The 16,920-nt window shown below is 37.9% G+C and carries 12 protein-coding genes and 1 pseudogene; 6 read left to right on the forward strand and 7 right to left on the reverse strand.

Annotation, left to right across the window (positions count from 1 at the left end):
- Nucleotides 1-232: 232 nt before the first annotated feature.
- The 5 genes from RHO12_03770 to dusC all read left to right on the forward strand — a co-directional run bounded on the left by RHO12_03770 (nt 233) and on the right by dusC (nt 4,594).
- Complete coding sequence (locus tag RHO12_03770) at nt 233-1,018, forward strand: DUF3100 domain-containing protein (GenBank protein WVD66902.1); 786 nt, start codon at nt 233-235, stop codon at nt 1,016-1,018.
- Nucleotides 1,018-1,467, forward strand: a complete 450-nt coding sequence (locus RHO12_03775) for a hypothetical protein (GenBank protein WVD66903.1) — start codon at nt 1,018-1,020, stop codon at nt 1,465-1,467. The genes RHO12_03770 and RHO12_03775 overlap by 1 nt, the downstream gene beginning before the upstream one ends.
- Nucleotides 1,468-1,499: 32 nt before the next feature.
- Nucleotides 1,500-2,819, forward strand: coding sequence for an amidohydrolase (locus tag RHO12_03780; protein ID WVD66904.1), 1,320 nt, complete (start codon nt 1,500-1,502; stop codon nt 2,817-2,819).
- Nucleotides 2,820-2,898: 79 nt separating this feature from the next.
- The gene (locus tag RHO12_03785; protein ID WVD66905.1) at nt 2,899-3,651 is read left to right on the forward strand and encodes a molybdopterin-synthase adenylyltransferase MoeB; all 753 of its coding nucleotides are present in this window, start codon (nt 2,899-2,901) and stop codon (nt 3,649-3,651) included.
- Nucleotides 3,641-4,594, forward strand: coding sequence for a tRNA dihydrouridine(16) synthase DusC (gene dusC, locus RHO12_03790; GenBank protein WVD66906.1), 954 nt, complete (start codon nt 3,641-3,643; stop codon nt 4,592-4,594). Before RHO12_03785 ends, dusC begins: the two co-directional genes overlap by 11 nt.
- Nucleotides 4,595-4,871: 277 nt before the next feature.
- Here dusC and cas3f read toward each other — a convergent pair whose 3' ends face one another.
- Nucleotides 4,872-8,243, reverse strand: a complete 3,372-nt coding sequence (gene cas3f, locus RHO12_03795; GenBank protein WVD66907.1) for a type I-F CRISPR-associated helicase Cas3f — start codon at nt 8,241-8,243, stop codon at nt 4,872-4,874.
- A pseudogene (gene cas1f, locus RHO12_03800) lies at nt 8,240-9,199 on the reverse strand (type I-F CRISPR-associated endonuclease Cas1f). The gene cas3f and the pseudogene cas1f overlap by 4 nt, the downstream one beginning before the upstream one ends.
- A gap of 186 nt (nt 9,200-9,385) precedes the next feature.
- Between cas1f and RHO12_03805 the strand changes: the two are divergent.
- The gene (locus RHO12_03805; GenBank protein ID WVD66908.1) at nt 9,386-9,661 is read left to right on the forward strand and encodes a hypothetical protein; all 276 of its coding nucleotides are present in this window, start codon (nt 9,386-9,388) and stop codon (nt 9,659-9,661) included.
- 90 nt (nt 9,662-9,751) lie between these two features.
- Here RHO12_03805 and RHO12_03810 read toward each other — a convergent pair whose 3' ends face one another.
- The 5 genes from RHO12_03810 to topA all read right to left on the reverse strand — a co-directional run bounded on the left by RHO12_03810 (nt 9,752) and on the right by topA (nt 16,903).
- Nucleotides 9,752-10,708 (reverse strand): glucokinase, encoded by a 957-nt coding sequence (locus RHO12_03810; GenBank protein WVD66909.1) that lies wholly within the window; start codon nt 10,706-10,708, stop codon nt 9,752-9,754.
- A 119-nt stretch (nt 10,709-10,827) separates the two neighbouring features.
- Nucleotides 10,828-12,114: an MFS transporter gene (locus RHO12_03815; GenBank protein ID WVD66910.1), complete on the reverse strand. Its 1,287-nt coding sequence runs from the start codon at nt 12,112-12,114 to the stop codon at nt 10,828-10,830.
- Between the two features lie 185 nt (nt 12,115-12,299).
- Complete coding sequence (corA, locus tag RHO12_03820; protein WVD66911.1) at nt 12,300-13,244, reverse strand: magnesium/cobalt transporter CorA; 945 nt, start codon at nt 13,242-13,244, stop codon at nt 12,300-12,302.
- Between the two features lie 46 nt (nt 13,245-13,290).
- Nucleotides 13,291-14,262 (reverse strand): LysR substrate-binding domain-containing protein, encoded by a 972-nt coding sequence (locus RHO12_03825; GenBank protein WVD66912.1) that lies wholly within the window; start codon nt 14,260-14,262, stop codon nt 13,291-13,293.
- A gap of 28 nt (nt 14,263-14,290) precedes the next feature.
- Entirely contained in the window at nt 14,291-16,903 is a 2,613-nt protein-coding gene (topA, locus tag RHO12_03830; GenBank protein WVD66913.1) for a type I DNA topoisomerase, read from the reverse strand.
- Between the last annotated feature and the right edge of the window lie 17 nt (nt 16,904-16,920).

The following is a 16,920-nucleotide window of genomic DNA, read 5'->3' on the forward strand; positions in this document are numbered from 1 at the left end:
TATACTAATAATTTATCCATAATGAAGTTAACCTCTAAGCTCATTGGAGATTGCACTGAACCATATCTTATTAACTTGACCAAATTTATTAGCCAAAATTACATTATTATTTTTACAACCGATTCTTATCAGCCATCAGGTAGATTCTAGCAGAAATAAGCTATGCTATTTTGATATATACATTAAGCGCTAACGTCATATAAAATTAAAATAAAATACAGGAGGTTGTATAATGGAAATATTGAAGGACTATCGAGTGCATCTCCTTGCGCTGTTAGTCGTGATTATGTGTGAATTTATTGGGAAACAAGCCATCTGGGTTATTACTGTATACCCGATGTTATATGCAATGATTATTGGTGGCGCAATTAGTTTACCTAAGCTTAAAATTTTAACGAACAAAAATATGCATCATGCAAGCAGCGTTATGATTGTCACGCTAATGCTTTTGATCGCTAAACTTGGTGTTTCTGTTGGTCCAAAAATCAATGAAATTTTTAATGCTAAACTCGCACTTATCTTTCAAGAAGTTGGGCACTTTGCAGGCACCATCTTACTCGGCTTACCGCTAGCGATGATGTTTGGTATGGGGCGAGAAGCCGTCGGTGCGACTTACTCAGTTGCGCGTGAACCCAATATTGCGATTGTCGCTGATAAGTATGGTCTCGATTCACCAGAGGGACGTGGCGTGATGGCAATGTACGTATGCGGCACATTATATGGTGCAATTTGGATGAGTATTTTGGCAAGCATCATTGCTCGGCTTGATATTATTCATCCTTATGCTCTTGCAATGGGGGCAGGTATTGGTAGTGGTAGCATGATGGCGGCATCACTTGCCCCAATTAGTGATCTCTATCCAAATATAGCCGGAGAAATTAAAGCATATGCCACCGCAGCCAATTTGATGTCTAGCGTACTTGGGATCTACATTTATATCCTATTTTCATTACCCTTCGCTTCGTTCTTATATAATGTACTTAATCGTTTTCGTAATAAAAAATCGGGAGCTAAATAATGAAAATACTAGAAACCATTTTTTTACTTATTTTAGTCGCCATTATTATGGCTGCAGGTAACTCGATTGGTTATCAGATTAATTTTATCGATTCATTGCAAGCACTTGGTATGCTGGTTATTATTTCGATCATAGGTTTTCTTATTAGCAAGTTACCCTTATTCAAAAAATTGCCGGTAATTTTATGGGTATCAGTAGTGGCGGCAATCATGTCATCCCCCATCTTTCCGGGCCATAACATGGTTGTTGAAATAACTGATCAAGTATCGTTACTTGCTATTTGCACTCCGGTACTCGCTTATGCTGGCCTTGCTATTGGTAAAGATTTAGCATTATTTAAAAGTATTTCATGGCGTATTATCCCTGTTTCTTTGGCGGTGTTTTCTGGCACATTTATTTTTGCGGCACTCATTGCGCAATTGACCCTACACTGGGAAGGTATTATCTAACTTTAAAAATTTTTATTTCAATGAGGTGTCACATGAATAAAGAACAACTTAAAAAACAAGTCTGCCAAGCTATTGCTGAGCGAAAAGCAGATATTAAAGCAATCGCAGAGGCTATTTGGGCAGAACCAGAGCTTGGTTATAAAGAGACCAAAACCGCTGAAAAAGTTGAAGCAATATTTAAAAAACTGGGTGTTGAATATAAAAATAAATTGGCACTAACGGGTGTAAAAGGTCGCTTAAAAGGTGGGAAAGGAAGTAAACATAGTATAGCCGTCATTGGCGAACTGGACGCAATTATCTGTGCTGATCACCCTGCTGCTAGCGAATTATCTGGCGCGGCTCATTGCTGTGGGCACAATGCCCAAATAGCCAATATGATCGCAGTTACGATGGGACTTATTGATTCGGGTGCGATGAATTACTTAGCGGGAGATGTTGTACCATTTGCTGTGCCTGCTGAAGAGTATGTCGAAATTACTTATCGTAATCGTTTAATTGAACAAGGTAAAATTAAGTATATTGGCGGCAAACCTGAACTAATCTACCGCGGTGAATTTGACGATATCGATATGGCACTGCAAGTTCATTTAACTAGCGTAGCTAAAGAACGTGAACGAGGTTTTATCGAAATTTCAACAACGAGTAATGGTTTTATTGGTAAGCTAATTCAATATAAAGGTGAAGCTGCCCACGCTGCAGCTGCGCCGCATGTTGGCGTGAATGCGCTTAATGCTGCCATGATGGGGATGATGGGAGTACACGCTATTCGTGAAACGTTTCAAGAAAAAGACTATATTCGTTTTCACCCAATCATTACTCAAGGTGGTGATTTGGTCAATGTGGTACCTAGCGATGTGCGTATGGAAAGCTATGTTCGGGCGGGTAATGTTCCAGCTATGATTGATGCGAACAAGAGGATTAATCAAGCACTTAAAGCAGGTGCAATGGCTGTTGGAGCAAAATGTGAAATTAAAGATCTCCCTGGATATTTACCCTTGCAAAATAATCCAACTATTAACGATTTACTACAAAGCAATGCAGAGCAATTAATTGGTCAAGAAAACGTTTGGATTGCGCCGCATATGACCGGTAGCACCGATACTGGCGATCTCTCTCATATTATGCCCGTTAGCCATCCATGGATTGGTTCTGTTCGTGGCGTTTTACACGGTAAAGATTATAGTGTATTTGATGAAGATATGGCCTATATCCACCCCGCGCAGATGATGGCGTGTACCATTATTGATTTATTGTATGATGATGCGGCAAAAGCCGATCAATTGATGGCGGATTATCAACCACTGATGACGAAAGAACAGTACTTAGCATTCTTGGCTGATTTTGACAAATAATTCCCTCCATAAATTGGCACTCAATGTGCCAATTTTTATGCTAAAATGACCACTATTAACCAATAAAATATCAATTCTCATGCAACAACTTACCGATAAAGAGCTGCTTCGTTATGATCGTCAAATTACCCTCAAAGGATTTGATATTGATAAGCAAGAATTACTTAAAAATAAATCAGCCTTAATTATTGGCGTTGGAGGCCTTGGCTGTAGTGCATCCTTATATTTAGCCTGTGCCGGAATGGGTCGTTTAACACTTGTTGATTTCGACACGATCAGTGAATCGAATCTCAGTCGGCAAATCCTTTATACCGAACAAGCGCTCAATCATAAAAAAGTATTAGTTGCCAAACAACGAATAGCACAACATAACCCACAAATATTGATCGAAACAATTGATCAACAATTAGATGATAATCATCTGATTACTCAAATTAGACTACATGATATAGTGGTCGATTGTAGCGATAATATCCAAACACGTGAACAAATTAATCGCTGCTGTTATCAAGTTAAAAAGCCGCTTATTTCGGGTGCAGCAATTAGGATGGAAGGCATATTATCCGTATTTACTTATCAAGATAATACACCTTGTTATCACTGTTTAAGCATGCTATTTGGTCAAGAACAACTAACCTGTGTTGAAGCCGGTGTGATGGCTCCTTTAGTTGGTATGATGGGATCGCTTCAAGCAGTTGAAACAATCAAAGTATTAACCAATTATGGTAAACCATTAATAGGTCGCTTATTAATGATCGATATAATGACCATGCAATTTAACGAAATCAGCTTTGCCAAATTGGTCAATTGTCCGGTGTGCCATGAAAAATAGTATTAATCGAGTAATGTTAGCACCGATGGAAGGCGTGTTAGATGGTTTTGTTAGGGAATTATTGACAGAAATAAATGACTATGATCTGTGTGTGACTGAATTTGTTCGGGTGGTTAATACCCTTTTGCCAGCCAAAACCTTTTATCGACTCTGCCCTGAACTGCATAATAATGCTTATACCAAATCAGGCACGCCTGTTCGCGTACAATTATTAGGTAGCTCACCTGAGTGGATTGCTAAAAATGCAGTTAGAGCAATTGAACTTGGCTCACATGGCATCGATTTGAATTGTGGTTGTCCTGCCAAAAAAGTCGTGGGCAGCGAGGGAGGAGCAAGTCTACTAAAAAGTCCAGAACTTATCTACCAAATAACTACGGCGATTCGTCAGGCAATCCCTAAAGAACAAGTTCTTTCAGTTAAAGTTCGGTTAGGCTGGGAGTCAATTGAAGAGCGCTTTGAAATTGCGGATGCTGCCGAACAAGGTGGCGCTAATGAAATCGTCGTGCACGGACGAACTAAAGAAGATGGTTACAAAGCAGATAAAATCAACTGGCAGGCGATTGGTGATCTCCGTCAACGACTCTCTATTCCAGTCATTGCTAATGGTGAAATATGGAGTTATCAAGATGGGCAAAAATGTTTAAATGCTAGTGGCTGTGATGCACTTATGCTTGGCCGAGGCGCTTTAAATCTACCTAATTTAGGTGCTATAGTTAAACATGGACAAAAAAAATTAGCTTGGCAAGATGTATTAAATTTACTTAAACGTTACATCATAATTGACAATCCTTATGATAGCGGTTGCTACCACATAGCAAGGATCAAGCAATGGTTAAGTTATTTACGCAAAGAGTATGATGAAGCGTCTGAGTTATTTTTAAAAATAAGAGCAATCAGCGATAAAAAACAGCTAACAATGTTGATATTAGCGCAACAATATTAGACAAATTTTTAGCCAATACCTATTCACACTCACTTAACCTATTTTGTCTAAACTACCTACACGGTAATGAACAAAGGATAATTGTATGTTTGAAATTTCTATGTTTTCTAAGCTGCCTATACGGCGGTGAACTAGAGTTTTATATTATAAATGCCGTTGTTTACCAAAGGATAGTACTTAATTAATTATTTTAAACCCTTTTTTTTAATAAAAAATTAACTATTTGATTAAATTTGTTTTTTTCAGATTAAATAAAAAAGGGGATTTGATAAGGGTATTAACCCCCACGATAAAAACCAAACCACGGATGATAATACCAGTAAGGTTGGTCATTTAATGTAATAGTAGCAAATTGTAGCGCTAACCGAGGTAGAGGCATATCAGGAAAATGGTGCGATAACGCTATAAGCTCTTGATGAAAATCCGCCGTTAGCCAAGGTGTTATTTTATCTGAATCGAATAATTGTGCCCAAGATTGGTAGCTGATCTGTTCATTGATCTTACTTGAGCTAAAATCATTCGGAGTTTGCCATGCAATTTCAGCAGGACTAAAACGAAAACCATTTTGACCGTCTTCATTAAATTGACAAACATATTCAATTTGCTTACGTGCTCGGCGCCGGAAAGGCGTTAATAGTTGTAAATGAACGCAATAGCTATGCGCCAGCGTTTGGCACCAATAACTGGTTACTTCATTGCTCTCACGTTTTTTATGTTTAACATCTGTAGGAATGTTAAACAAATCAGCCATCACTCGATGTTCTAGTTCGGCTAATGTACTAATTTTATCATGCCAAACATCTGGCCTAGTAATACGTGAAATTGCATTAATATTAGAAAGCTGTGTTTCAGTTATCAGCTCACTGCTTTTGTGCGTCGTTAAACGAAATTTATCCGATTCAAAACCAGGGTGATAAAAACAAATTTTATTTAAACCTAACGAGTTCCCTTGTTTTATTGCCTTCAAATTACTGCTTAAAATTGCTACATTGGGGCTATTGGCTACTTTATCTGGACGATGGCGCCACACTCGTCCAACGAGTTGAATAATTGAGCGCATCGAAGATGGCTCAATTATTGCCCAATCATAATCATGATCTCTTCCTACCTCTGTAACTGGTGTGCCAATTACGATAAAAAGGTGATGGTTAACCTGACTTTGGTCTAATTCTTGGCGAATTTCAGGATGCATAAACAAAGCGTTTGGCTCATTACGGCTTAATAGCCGGTCAAGCTTTTCTTCCAACTTGCTACGCAGTAACAACAGTTGTTTTGCATGGTAAACGACAATGTGAAGCTGAGTATCTGTCGGCATGTCAGTTAATTGGTAAATTGCTCTTGCGAGCGCTATAACATTTTCAGTATGAGCCAAACGAATTAAGCCAAGACTAATTTTTTTGGTTGTCTTAGGATCGACGTTATGATGTTCAGTATGCAACTGATAAGCTTGCTTTATCAGTTGCTGCGCTAATAATGGAAAATCTAATGCGGTATTTTCAGGTTTATTTTTTTGATAATCCGCAAGAGGCATTACTACTCCCTGCCGCCGAATACTAGCTTGCTGTAATCTATTGATACGAGCAGTAACAAACTGCTGATGAGCTTGATTAAAATCATCATCACATTCGATATTTGTGGCTTGTTGCTCAAATTCGTCAAACCAACTACACACAATCGGTAAGGGTGGTTTATTTTGTTGCTTTTGCCAAATTTTACGCCCTGCTTGATATGCAGCAAATAATCCACTGACCAAATCTGGCGTTAATGTTGCCGATGATAACAGTACTTTGCTACCGAACAAACCAGACAAATAGACTAATCGCGCTAGTGCAGGTAAATCATTTTGGTCAAAATCATCAGGCTCATCTAAAATTAAATCTGCCGTTAATAACCGCAAAATAGGGACAATATGTTTCCCTCCTCGTTGATTTTCACTGGCTTGAATTAAATGGTCAATCGTACATGTTACTAGCGGTGTCAGTAACAATGAACGCGCTTTATGATCTTGAATAATAGTGCCAAATTCATCTGCATCTATTGCGCTGGAGTATACGTCGACAAAGCCATCGATTAAATTCTCAGTAGATTCACTGCCAGAGCAACTATCATTATCTTGTTGTGCTAGTTCAAATAATGCTTTATTAGCTTGACCACCCACTAAAATAGCTAGTTGTTCATCCGTTAGGTTAAGTTTTTGTCTTAAGACTTTACCTGTTTGTAGGGTTAATACCCGCAGACCAAGAGCTATTGTAAAACGTATACCGCGCTTGGCATCGGCAAGTGTATACATGATTTTACTATTGGCAAGCGTTTTACCACAACCCGTTGATGCCATATTTATACCAAAAAAACCGGCTTCATTCGCGTGTTCTGAAATACTTTTAGTTAAATCAACGGCGTAATTTTGCCACATAAATCGTTGTATTTTACTTCGCTCGGTAAAGGGTTTATGTTTGCTCAAGCTAGGTAAGTTACCGTCTAATACCGGTAATAAACGCGCAAACCTAGCGGTATATTTTGCTACGCCAAGTAAGTGCTCATCCAAATACTGTTTGGCTTGTTTGTCACTTGCCGTATTGGCGATTAGCTCACTATTATCTATGTGGCACTCTCTTGGCCGGCTAGAAAAATTATGATCGCCCGTCATTAAAGCAAGCCGTGATAAATGCAATAAGAATGGATCATTAATATAATCAGCTATTGCTAACTGCTTTAGATTGAAATCATTTAACGCTTTATTAGCCCAGCGTTTAAGCTGGTTTAGCCATAATTTACTTGTTGTCACACTTTTGGCTAGCTGCCAAAAGTGTTGTTGGTTTTGTTGATCGGCTTTAGGGTTCCATACCCAATTAGCAACAGCAGAGAGCTTTTTAAAAAAACGCTGTGGGGTAAAATCTTCAATATAATCAGGCGTATTTTGTTGCTTAATACTATTTATTTCTTTATATTTATTATCACGCCTATCCCACCGCTCATCTGCATCCGTCATCGGCATGCGATGATGTGAAACAATTAACCAACCAATCCATTGTGCTAGTGAGGGCGATTTTTCTAAATTGAGTTTATCTCTATTAACTGATATTAATTTATTATGCCAATCTGGATTGAGCTGCTGATAATGTTCAAACGTTGCCAACCGAGTCAATACACTTTCATTGCTATCACACCCTTCAATCATTAGCATAAATAACTGTAATGAGATCCACTCATGACGATAAGGATCGCCTAAAGTACCAAGCTTAAGTTTATTTTGAAAACCAATAGTGGCTTTACCTAAATCATGTAAAAGTGCTGATAGTGTGGCAATAATTTGTATTGATGAGCCGTATTGCCATTGATTTTCGTTATCGCTGCGTAAGATGTTGCGTTTTGTTCGATTAGTCGGTACTCGCCCTTCATCATTAAACTGGCTGCGATCGCCAACTAACCATAATAATTCCGTATTGTTTTTGCCTCGCGTCCAATAACAGGCTACGGCAGTATTTTTACGGGCTGTTCGCTTTAGCAAATTACGTAGTGTGATTAGTCCCTCTTCAGTGATAGCTGTTTGCCACGTCCGCCCGCCACTGCGCTCAGCAAACTGGTCAATAATACGGCGCGTCTCTTTTAAGGCATTTTTTTTGCATTGGCTGATAAGTAAAATATTCATGACAGCTCCGCAAGTTGTTTTAAGACATCAATCATAATATCTAGCACATTAAACTGAGCAAAATTATTGATACAAGACTGGCGAAACTCCTTTTCGCTATCACCTCGTTGTGCCGATAAAAATGCCTGAGGTAAAATAATGCTATCTTTGATAATATCTGCGGCATCAAATACTAAACCGCCACGACGAGTTTTACCATATAAGATAGCCATGCCATGCGGCAAGCCAAGAACCCAACATGCCGTCGCACCAAGCCCATAGGCTAAATAGTTACCATGGTCTAAAAACTGATTAGCAGGATCAAAATATTTACCTTTTAAGCCTTGTTTACGTTTAAATTTATCATCTTGCATGGTAAGTTCATTAGCTAAGCCATATAAGCGTTTACTAAAACGCCCTTCTGCCGCTAATAATGCTTGACTATTATCTACTTGATTAAATTGCAGTGCAAAATCATCGATTAACTGATTCAAACTAACTTGAACACTTTCAAACTGCCAATCATGTTTTTGCCAATATTGCGCAATTAGTTGTAAACGCCTTTGTTGTAAATGCTTTGCTGCCTTTAGCCGCCGTAGATCATCAAATCAAAACTGGCACCATTTTTGTAAATATTCGGTTGCTCGATATTCACTTTGTGGTGAAAAAAATTGGCAGGCAAATTCAGTTTCATTTGCCGCAAACAATGGCGTGCCGCCGCAGCCACAAAATCCCATCATAACACCCGCTTTTGATAATTCGCGAACAGCCGCTTGAGTAATAGATGTGCCTGTACCAAGCAGTATACAACTCGTATTAGCAATAGGAATATTCCAGTACAACGACTCATTACCGCGATCAGTAACATATTCAACTCGTCCGCCATTAACTAAGACCCGGCAATGCTCTAAATAATAGAGATTAGCTCGTTTAGAATGAAGAATAGTTTTTAACTCTGTAGCACGAATTTCATTCATATATGACTCAATATAATTAAAAGCAGGGGCAATAATCTAACATTATTTAACTAAACTTCACAATCTCAGCATCTTGTAATTGTTTTGTATTGATCTGTTTTATATAAAATGCTAAATTACTGTATATAAAAACAGTAATTATTTATTTGATAATTATCTCTCATACTACAATAAGGAGTAACGACCATGACATGTGGTGCGACGAATACTTCAGCACAAAACCTACTAACCGTGATCCCATTTACTTATCAGTCACGTTATCCAACCAAACGCTATTATATGCAGGAAAAGTTAGCTAGTTATCACGCTAACAGTTTAGAACCCTTGATCCCCGATGAAATTATTGAGCAGTGTTTAGCGTTAGTTTATGCAATGCTTGAAGTTCAACATCATGGGGTTCGAGAGTCATTAACACTCATTTTGCAAGAACGATTACAGCTCTTACAAGATAAACTATCGTAGTCGTTATAAACATTGGCAAGCTTGACTTGCTAATTGTAACTATTGCATGACAAATATTTTTTATTCTACTCTCTGTAGTGAGTATAAAAATTAGTTTGTCATTTTTTGCTCCAGGTACATACCAGCGCCAAGTAGCCCAGGATCCGAATGAACAATGACATAAACTGGAATAGTTTGTAACAAGCGCCCCATTCGGCCTTTAGTTTCAAAATGAAGCCTAAAATCTGATTGTTTAAAAAATTCCAGAAAACGAGGGACTATCCCCCCCGCAATATAAACCCCGCCACGAGTATTTAGCGTAAGCGCTAAATTACCGCCAAAACGTCCCATGAATGCACAAAATAAACTGAGTGTTTGTAAGCAGATTTGGCAACTTTGCTCAAGCGCCTGTGTAACAATTTCACTAGCGGTTATATCTTGTTTACTTTGATTAGTTAGTTCAACTAACGCTTGATAAATATTAACTAAACCACTGCCTGATAAGAATCGCTCTGCTGATACACGACCGAATTTCTGGCGCAATATCGATAAAATTTTATCTTCGGAATCATTAATCATTGGCAACTCAACATGACCGCCCTCACCAGGTAAACTTAGCCATTTTCCTGCGATACTGAGGAGATGAGCAACGCCTAAACCAGTTCCGGCACCATAAACTGCAATCGGATAGGTAATATCTGCAGCTTGACCACCGATTTGGCATATGTCCTCAGCTCCTAGGGCAGGCACAGACATTGCTACCGCGGTAAAATCATTAATCACTTCGAGTTGTTTTAATGCGAGTAATTCTTGTAGCTCGCTACGTGAAAATTCAATATGGTTATTGGTCATGACAATCTTATCGCCCTCAATTGGGCAAGCAAGCGCAAAACAAGCACGCTTAACCGTTACTGAGCACAGTTTAAGGTAGTCAGTAACTAATTGTGGTAAACATGTGTCGTCGGTAATGGTATATTTTTTTATATCTGATAATATTTTTGTTGCCCTATTGTATAAAGCAAAACGAGCGTTGGTACCACCGATGTCTGCAACTAGTAACTTTTCCATCTATTTACCTTTTTCAATCATAAAATTAAAATATTTATTTTATGGCTCAAATTTTTTACTAAAATATAGTATATTTACGCCACTACATTAGGTTGTATTCAACTCATTTATTATTCTAATTAATCAGCAAACTCACTATCTTTGGTCTCTTTAATGAGTGCTATTGCAACAAAACTAATTAAAGATGCAGCAGAAACATAATAGCCAACCCAAGCTAGACTACCTTGTATAACTAAGTAATTAGCAATGATTGGCGCAAGTGAAGCGCCTAGTATACCGCCAACACTGTAGGCAACAGATGAACCTGTATAACGCACATTAGTTGGGAATATTTCCGGTAATAAGGCCCCCATTGGAGCAAAGATTATCCCCATTAAAAATAACTCTAAACTTAAAAAACTTAAGACCATTAGGTTGGAGCCGCTAGCCATAAATGAAGTCATAAACATCCCAGAGATAACCGTACACAATAAGCCAATAATTAATATAGGTTTTCGTCCATATTTGTCACTTAAAAAAGCTGAAATCGGCGTGGCTATCGCCATAAAGACAATTGCAATACAAAGAAAACCTAAAAAGCTGTCTTTGGCAATCGATAAATATTTAGTGCCATATTGTAATAAAAAAGCGGTAGTAATATAAAATAATGTATAACAACCAACCATCGACAATGAACCTAATATTAAAGCTTGCCAATGATATTTTAGTACATTAATGACTGGCATTTTTGCCTGTTTTTTAGCCGATAATGTTTTGCTAAAAATGGGACTTTCAACTAGTTTTAGACGAATATATAAGCCAATAATGACCAATACTGCGCTCAAAATAAAGGGAATACGCCATCCCCATTGTAAAAATTGTTCATTTGATAACAATAGTGTCACAGTTAAAAAAACAGCGTTAGACATTAAAAAGCCAATTGATGGTCCTAACTGAGGAAACATACCAAATAGCGCTCGTTTACCCTGCGGTGCATTTTCAGTCGCTAATAATGCAGCGCCGCCCCATTCACCACCAAGTCCTAATCCTTGAGCTAAACGCAAAATACATAATAGTAATGGTGCCCAAAAACCAATAGTTGCATAACCAGGTAATAAACCAATTAATGTTGTTGCCAATCCCATAAGTATTAACGAAAAAACCAATGTAGATTTTCTACCTATTCGATCACCAAAGTGACCAAATAACATAGCACCTATTGGTCGAGCAATAAATGCGATCCCAAAAGTAGCAAAAGATTGTAGCGCTTGTGCTGACGGCGAACTATCAGGAAAAAATACTGGACCAATCACTAAAGCGGCTGCAGTTGCATAAATGTAAAAATCATAAAACTCAATAGCGGTGCCGATAAAGCTTGCCAATGCGATGCGAGAGGTTGAATTAACTGGTTGATGGTTTGCGCCCATGAAACACGACTCCAATATTTTTATTATTAAGCAGTAAGGAGGAAATTATAAAGCAGTACAAAAAATTTGTTATAAAAAAATAAAATATAATCGCATAAATAGTGATATAAGCGCTGACTTATATTACAGCGCTGGCAAATTAAACAGCGTTTGAGTCGATAAAACTAAATTTAAAAGTTTAATAGCTATAACCATTTTTTTAATTTGAAGTACACATAAGGAGCAAGTCCAGCGATTAGCATCAGCCCTAGAGCCATAGGATAGCCATAATCCCAATGTGTTTCAGGCATAAAATCGAAGTTCATACCATAGGCAGAAGCAACCACTGTCGGAGGTAAGAATACCACAGATACAACTGAGAAAATTTTAATGATCCGGCTTTGTTCAATATTAATAAAACCAGTGGCGGCTTGCATTAAAAAGTTAACCTTTTGAAACAGTGATTCATTATGTGGAATAAGTGATTCAATATCGCGAATAACTTCACGAGCTTGTTCTAATTGGTTATGGGGCATTTTTGCCCGTCTAATTAAATAGTTTAACGCTCGCTGGCTATCCATCAAACATAATCGCACTTTCCAAGCGGTATCTTCAAGCTCTGCCAGCGTTGTAATTGCTTCATCATAGTGCTCTTGTGCTTCACGATTCATAATAATTAAGCTGAGTTCTTCAAGTTCACTATAAATATTTTCAATTTCATCAGCTAACTGTTCGACTTTAACCTCAAACAAGTCAAGTAAGATCTCATAAGCATTACCATCGAGCATTTCTTGATAACGAGAACGCATACGATATAAGCGAAAAGCAGGTAAATCTCGCTCTCTTAATGTAAACAACCTACCATTATTAATGGTGAAAGCGACAGTTGAGTTGCCCGCTCGATCTTCCGCGTCAGCAAAAAAGAAAAAGGAGTGGACATGTAAACCTTCTTTATCTTCAAAAAAACGGGCTGAAGCCTCAATATCATCAAGTTCAAAGCTGGTAGCTAAATTTTGCCCAAGTTCAGCCAAAACAACTTGACGATCAATTTCTTCCGGTTCAATCAGATCAACCCACGCAGCACAATTAATATCGACATCACTATTAATTTTCGCTAAGTGCTTATTATTTAATTTAAACGCATTAAGCATGGGTGCCTCTTCTTTTCTCTATGATAACAAAACGGCACATTATAACCTACTTCACCATTAATTTCACACCATTAAACATGGTTAATATTTGATTGTTATTTGTACAAAGCATAGCTTGATTCACCATTTTTTTATCTAAGTGTGAAGAAAATTGGTGAATAAAATCATACATGTAATTGCGTAAATATAAAGAACGAAAAAAGACAATATAAGTCGTATGATAGGAAAATATATGACTGGCATTTAATATGACTAAATCTTGATCGTGTTCTTTATCTATTGCCATTTTAGCAATAATACCGACACCTGCGCCTAATTTTACATAGGTTTTGATTAAATCCGCATCAGCGGTATTAAAAACAATATTAGCTGATTTACCTGCTTTAATAAATATTTGGCTGATATCGGTACCATCTTTATTTGAATCGTAACTAATTAAGGGATACTGTATCAATTCATCTAACTGAATAATAGTCTTACTAACCAAAGGATGGGCCTTGGTAACCACAATAGCATGATTCCAGTGATAGCAGGGTAGTGCGATCATATCATCGCTTAAATCACTTAAATCGGTCAATATAGCAAAATCTGTTACTCTATTTTTAAGGTTATTAATGCATTGGTTTGAATCGCCTTGTTCTATTTTTAAAGCAATATCAGGATAAGCTTGCATAAACTGCTGAATTACCGGAGGGAGGGCATAACGAGCTTGAGTATAAGTTGTCGTAATAGACAGCGTACCGAGATTTGGTTTAGTAAACTCTTGAGCAATAACTTTGATATTATGCGTTTTATTAAGAATATCTTTTGCAACATCAATTACTTGAACCCCAATTGGGGTAATTCCAGATAAATGCTTACCAGAACGCTGGAAGATTTTCACTCCCAGCTCATCTTCTAATTGCTTAATCTGTTTACTAATACCTGGTTGAGATGTATAAAGCTTTTCAGCAGTCAATGAAACATTAAGATCATTATTGGCAACTTCAATAATATAACGAAGCTGTTGTAGTTTCATTGCCCCCCTCCTTCCATTTTGTTATTGTTTATTTCTTGCTATTGACCCATTTACTATCGATATAGTTCATTACCCAACCCGTAGACTTACCATTCACTTCTGATGTCACATACTGCTGTTTGTTTTTACGGCTAAAACGGATGATTGCATCATTACCATCAGGATCTTTATCTGGCGCTTGGGTCAAATAAATAAATTTTGTTGGCAAACGGTCTTTAAAGCGTTTTAATTCAGCGACGAGTGGCGCTCTTGTTTCCCTCGATTTAGGGAAATTATGTGCTGCTAAGAAAATCCCAGAAGCTCCATCGCGTAGCATAAAGTGAGCATCTGATTTGCTACATTTTAGTTCAGGCAAATCAACCGGCTCTTCTTTTGGAGGTGCGACATCGCCATTTTTTAGAATTTTGCGCGTATTTTTACATTCAGGATTAGTACATCCCATATATAGACCAAAACGTCCCGATTTTAGGTGCATCTCGCTACCACATTTATCACATTCAACAATCGGACCTTCATATGTTTTAATTTTGAAGCTACCTTCTTCGACAAGAAAACCATCACAAATAGGATTATTTCCACAGATCAATAATTTATGGCTATTATCTAGTAAGTAGCTATCCATTGCTGTATGACATTTTGGGCAACGTTTACGAGCGCGCAATGCTTCAGTTTCAGCCGTGCTATTTTCGCTATCATCTTCTAAAATATTAAGCGCTTCATGTTCAGGAATTAAATTAATGGTTTGTTTGCAACGCTCTTTAGGCGGCAAACTATATCCTGAACACGCTAAAAACACGCCAGTACTAGCCGTTTTAATACCCATTTCACGCTGACAATTCGGGCATTTTATTTCAGGCGTTAAAACTAATGGATTTAATTGCATACCGCCATTGTTTGGCTCTTTTTCGGCGATCTCAAGATGAGATGAAAAATCAGCAAAAAAGGTATTTAAGACCTGCTTCCAATCATTCTTTTTATTTGCTACATCATCAAGCGTATCTTCCATACGTGCAGTAAAATCATAACTCATTAAGTCATTAAAATTTTCTTTTAACCGGTCGGTAACAATTTCACCAATTTTTTCAGCATAAAAACGTCGGCTATCAAGCCTTACATAACCACGATCTTGTATTGTTGAAATAATTGTTGCGTAAGTCGACGGACGGCCTATTCCGCGTTTTTCAAGCTCACGGACTAAAGAGGCTTCGTTATAACGTGCAGGCGGTTTAGTGAAATGTTGTGTGGGAGTTAGCGTTAAAAGTTCGAGCATTTCATTTAGCGCAACTGACGGTAAAATTTTATCATCACTATTTTTAATTAACTGTGGTTGCACCTTTGTCCAGCCGTCAAAACGCAGTGTTCTTCCTTTCGCCTTTAAGGTGAAATTACCCGCTTGAGCACTAATAGTGGTAGAACTATACTCTGCTGAAGTCATTTGACACGCCACAAATTGACGCCAAATAAGTTGATATAATTTACGTGCATCTAATTCAAGATCAGTCAACTGCTCACCCAATAATGACACATCTGATGGACGAATTGCTTCATGTGCCTCTTGCGAGTTTTGCTTACTGGTATAAAAGTTAGGTTTTTCTGGTAAATACTTTTTGCCAAATTCTTTTTCAACATAGCCTCTAACCATACTTAGCGCATCTTGACTTAGATTCGTGGAGTCTGTACGCATATAAGTAATATAACCTGCCTCATACAAACGCTGAGCCAACGTCATGGTTTTTTTCACGCCAAAACCAAGCCGAGTACTTGCTGCTTGCTGCAGGGTAGAGGTGATGAATGGCGCTGTGGGATTACTTTTTGTTGGCTTTTCTTCAATATTTTTGATGTGGTATTGGCAGTTATTTAGCTCATCTAATGCCATATCGATTGCAATGCGATCCTTGGGCTCGAATGCTTTATCTTTGAAGTGAGTCACTTGCATGACAAGCTTATCTTTAGCATTAGTGTTTAAATCAGCATAAAGATCCCAATATTCTTGCGGAATAAACGCATGGATTTCACGTTCACGTTCAACAACTAACGCAACCGCAACCGATTGAACTCGCCCTGCCGATAAGCCTCTGGCCACTTTTTTCCACAACAGTGGCGATAACATAAAACCAACGACTCTATCCATAAAACGACGAGCTTGTTGTGCATTAACGCGATCAATATCAAGTAAGCTGGGTTTTTTAAACGCATTTTGGATTGCAGCTTTAGTAATTTCATTAAATACCACTCGACGATATTTGTCATCTTCGCCACCTATCACTTCTTTTAGATGCCAAGCAATGGCTTCCCCTTCTCTATCCAAGTCGGTTGCGAGATAAATTGTGTCAGCATCTTTGGCTAGTTTTTTTAGTTCGGCGACAACCTTGCTTTTGCCTGGCAAAATTTCATAATTAGCTTGCCAATCATGGTAAGGATCTACGCCCATACGATCAACAAGGACTTGTTCTGGTGAACGTTTTATCTTTTTACCCGTCGCTTTTTTAGTCTCTTCTGATGCGCTTGCCGACTTATTTCCGCTAACAGGCAGATCGCGGATATGACCAATACTCGATTTAACAATATACTCTTTTCCAAGATATTTATTAATTGTCTTTGCTTTTGCTGGTGATTCCACAATTACTAGGGATTTTCCCATAATTCTTACCTATATTT

Source organism: Orbaceae bacterium lpD02 (assembly GCA_036251875.1).
Classification (GTDB): Bacteria; Pseudomonadota; Gammaproteobacteria; order Enterobacterales; family Orbaceae; genus Orbus; species Orbus sturtevantii.

What these genes read in the sequence shown, in the direction of transcription:
- RHO12_03770 (WVD66902.1), top strand. Translation starts at nt 233, where the DNA reads ATGGAAATATTGAAGGACTATCGAGTGCATCTCCTTGCGCTGTTAGTC.
- RHO12_03775 (WVD66903.1), top strand. Translation starts at nt 1,018, where the DNA reads ATGAAAATACTAGAAACCATTTTTTTACTTATTTTAGTCGCCATTATT.
- corA (WVD66911.1), bottom strand. Translation starts at nt 13,244, where the DNA reads ATGCTTAATGCGTTTAAATTAAATAATAAGCACTTAGCGAAAATTAAT.
- RHO12_03825 (WVD66912.1), bottom strand. Translation starts at nt 14,262, where the DNA reads ATGAAACTACAACAGCTTCGTTATATTATTGAAGTTGCCAATAATGAT.
- dusC (WVD66906.1), top strand. Translation starts at nt 3,641, where the DNA reads ATGAAAAATAGTATTAATCGAGTAATGTTAGCACCGATGGAAGGCGTG.
- cas3f (WVD66907.1), bottom strand. Translation starts at nt 8,243, where the DNA reads ATGAATATTTTACTTATCAGCCAATGCAAAAAAAATGCCTTAAAAGAG.
- RHO12_03810 (WVD66909.1), bottom strand. Translation starts at nt 10,708, where the DNA reads ATGGAAAAGTTACTAGTTGCAGACATCGGTGGTACCAACGCTCGTTTT.
- RHO12_03780 (WVD66904.1), top strand. Translation starts at nt 1,500, where the DNA reads ATGAATAAAGAACAACTTAAAAAACAAGTCTGCCAAGCTATTGCTGAG.
- RHO12_03805 (WVD66908.1), top strand. Translation starts at nt 9,386, where the DNA reads ATGACATGTGGTGCGACGAATACTTCAGCACAAAACCTACTAACCGTG.
- topA (WVD66913.1), bottom strand. Translation starts at nt 16,903, where the DNA reads ATGGGAAAATCCCTAGTAATTGTGGAATCACCAGCAAAAGCAAAGACA.
- RHO12_03815 (WVD66910.1), bottom strand. Translation starts at nt 12,114, where the DNA reads ATGGGCGCAAACCATCAACCAGTTAATTCAACCTCTCGCATCGCATTG.
- RHO12_03785 (WVD66905.1), top strand. Translation starts at nt 2,899, where the DNA reads ATGCAACAACTTACCGATAAAGAGCTGCTTCGTTATGATCGTCAAATT.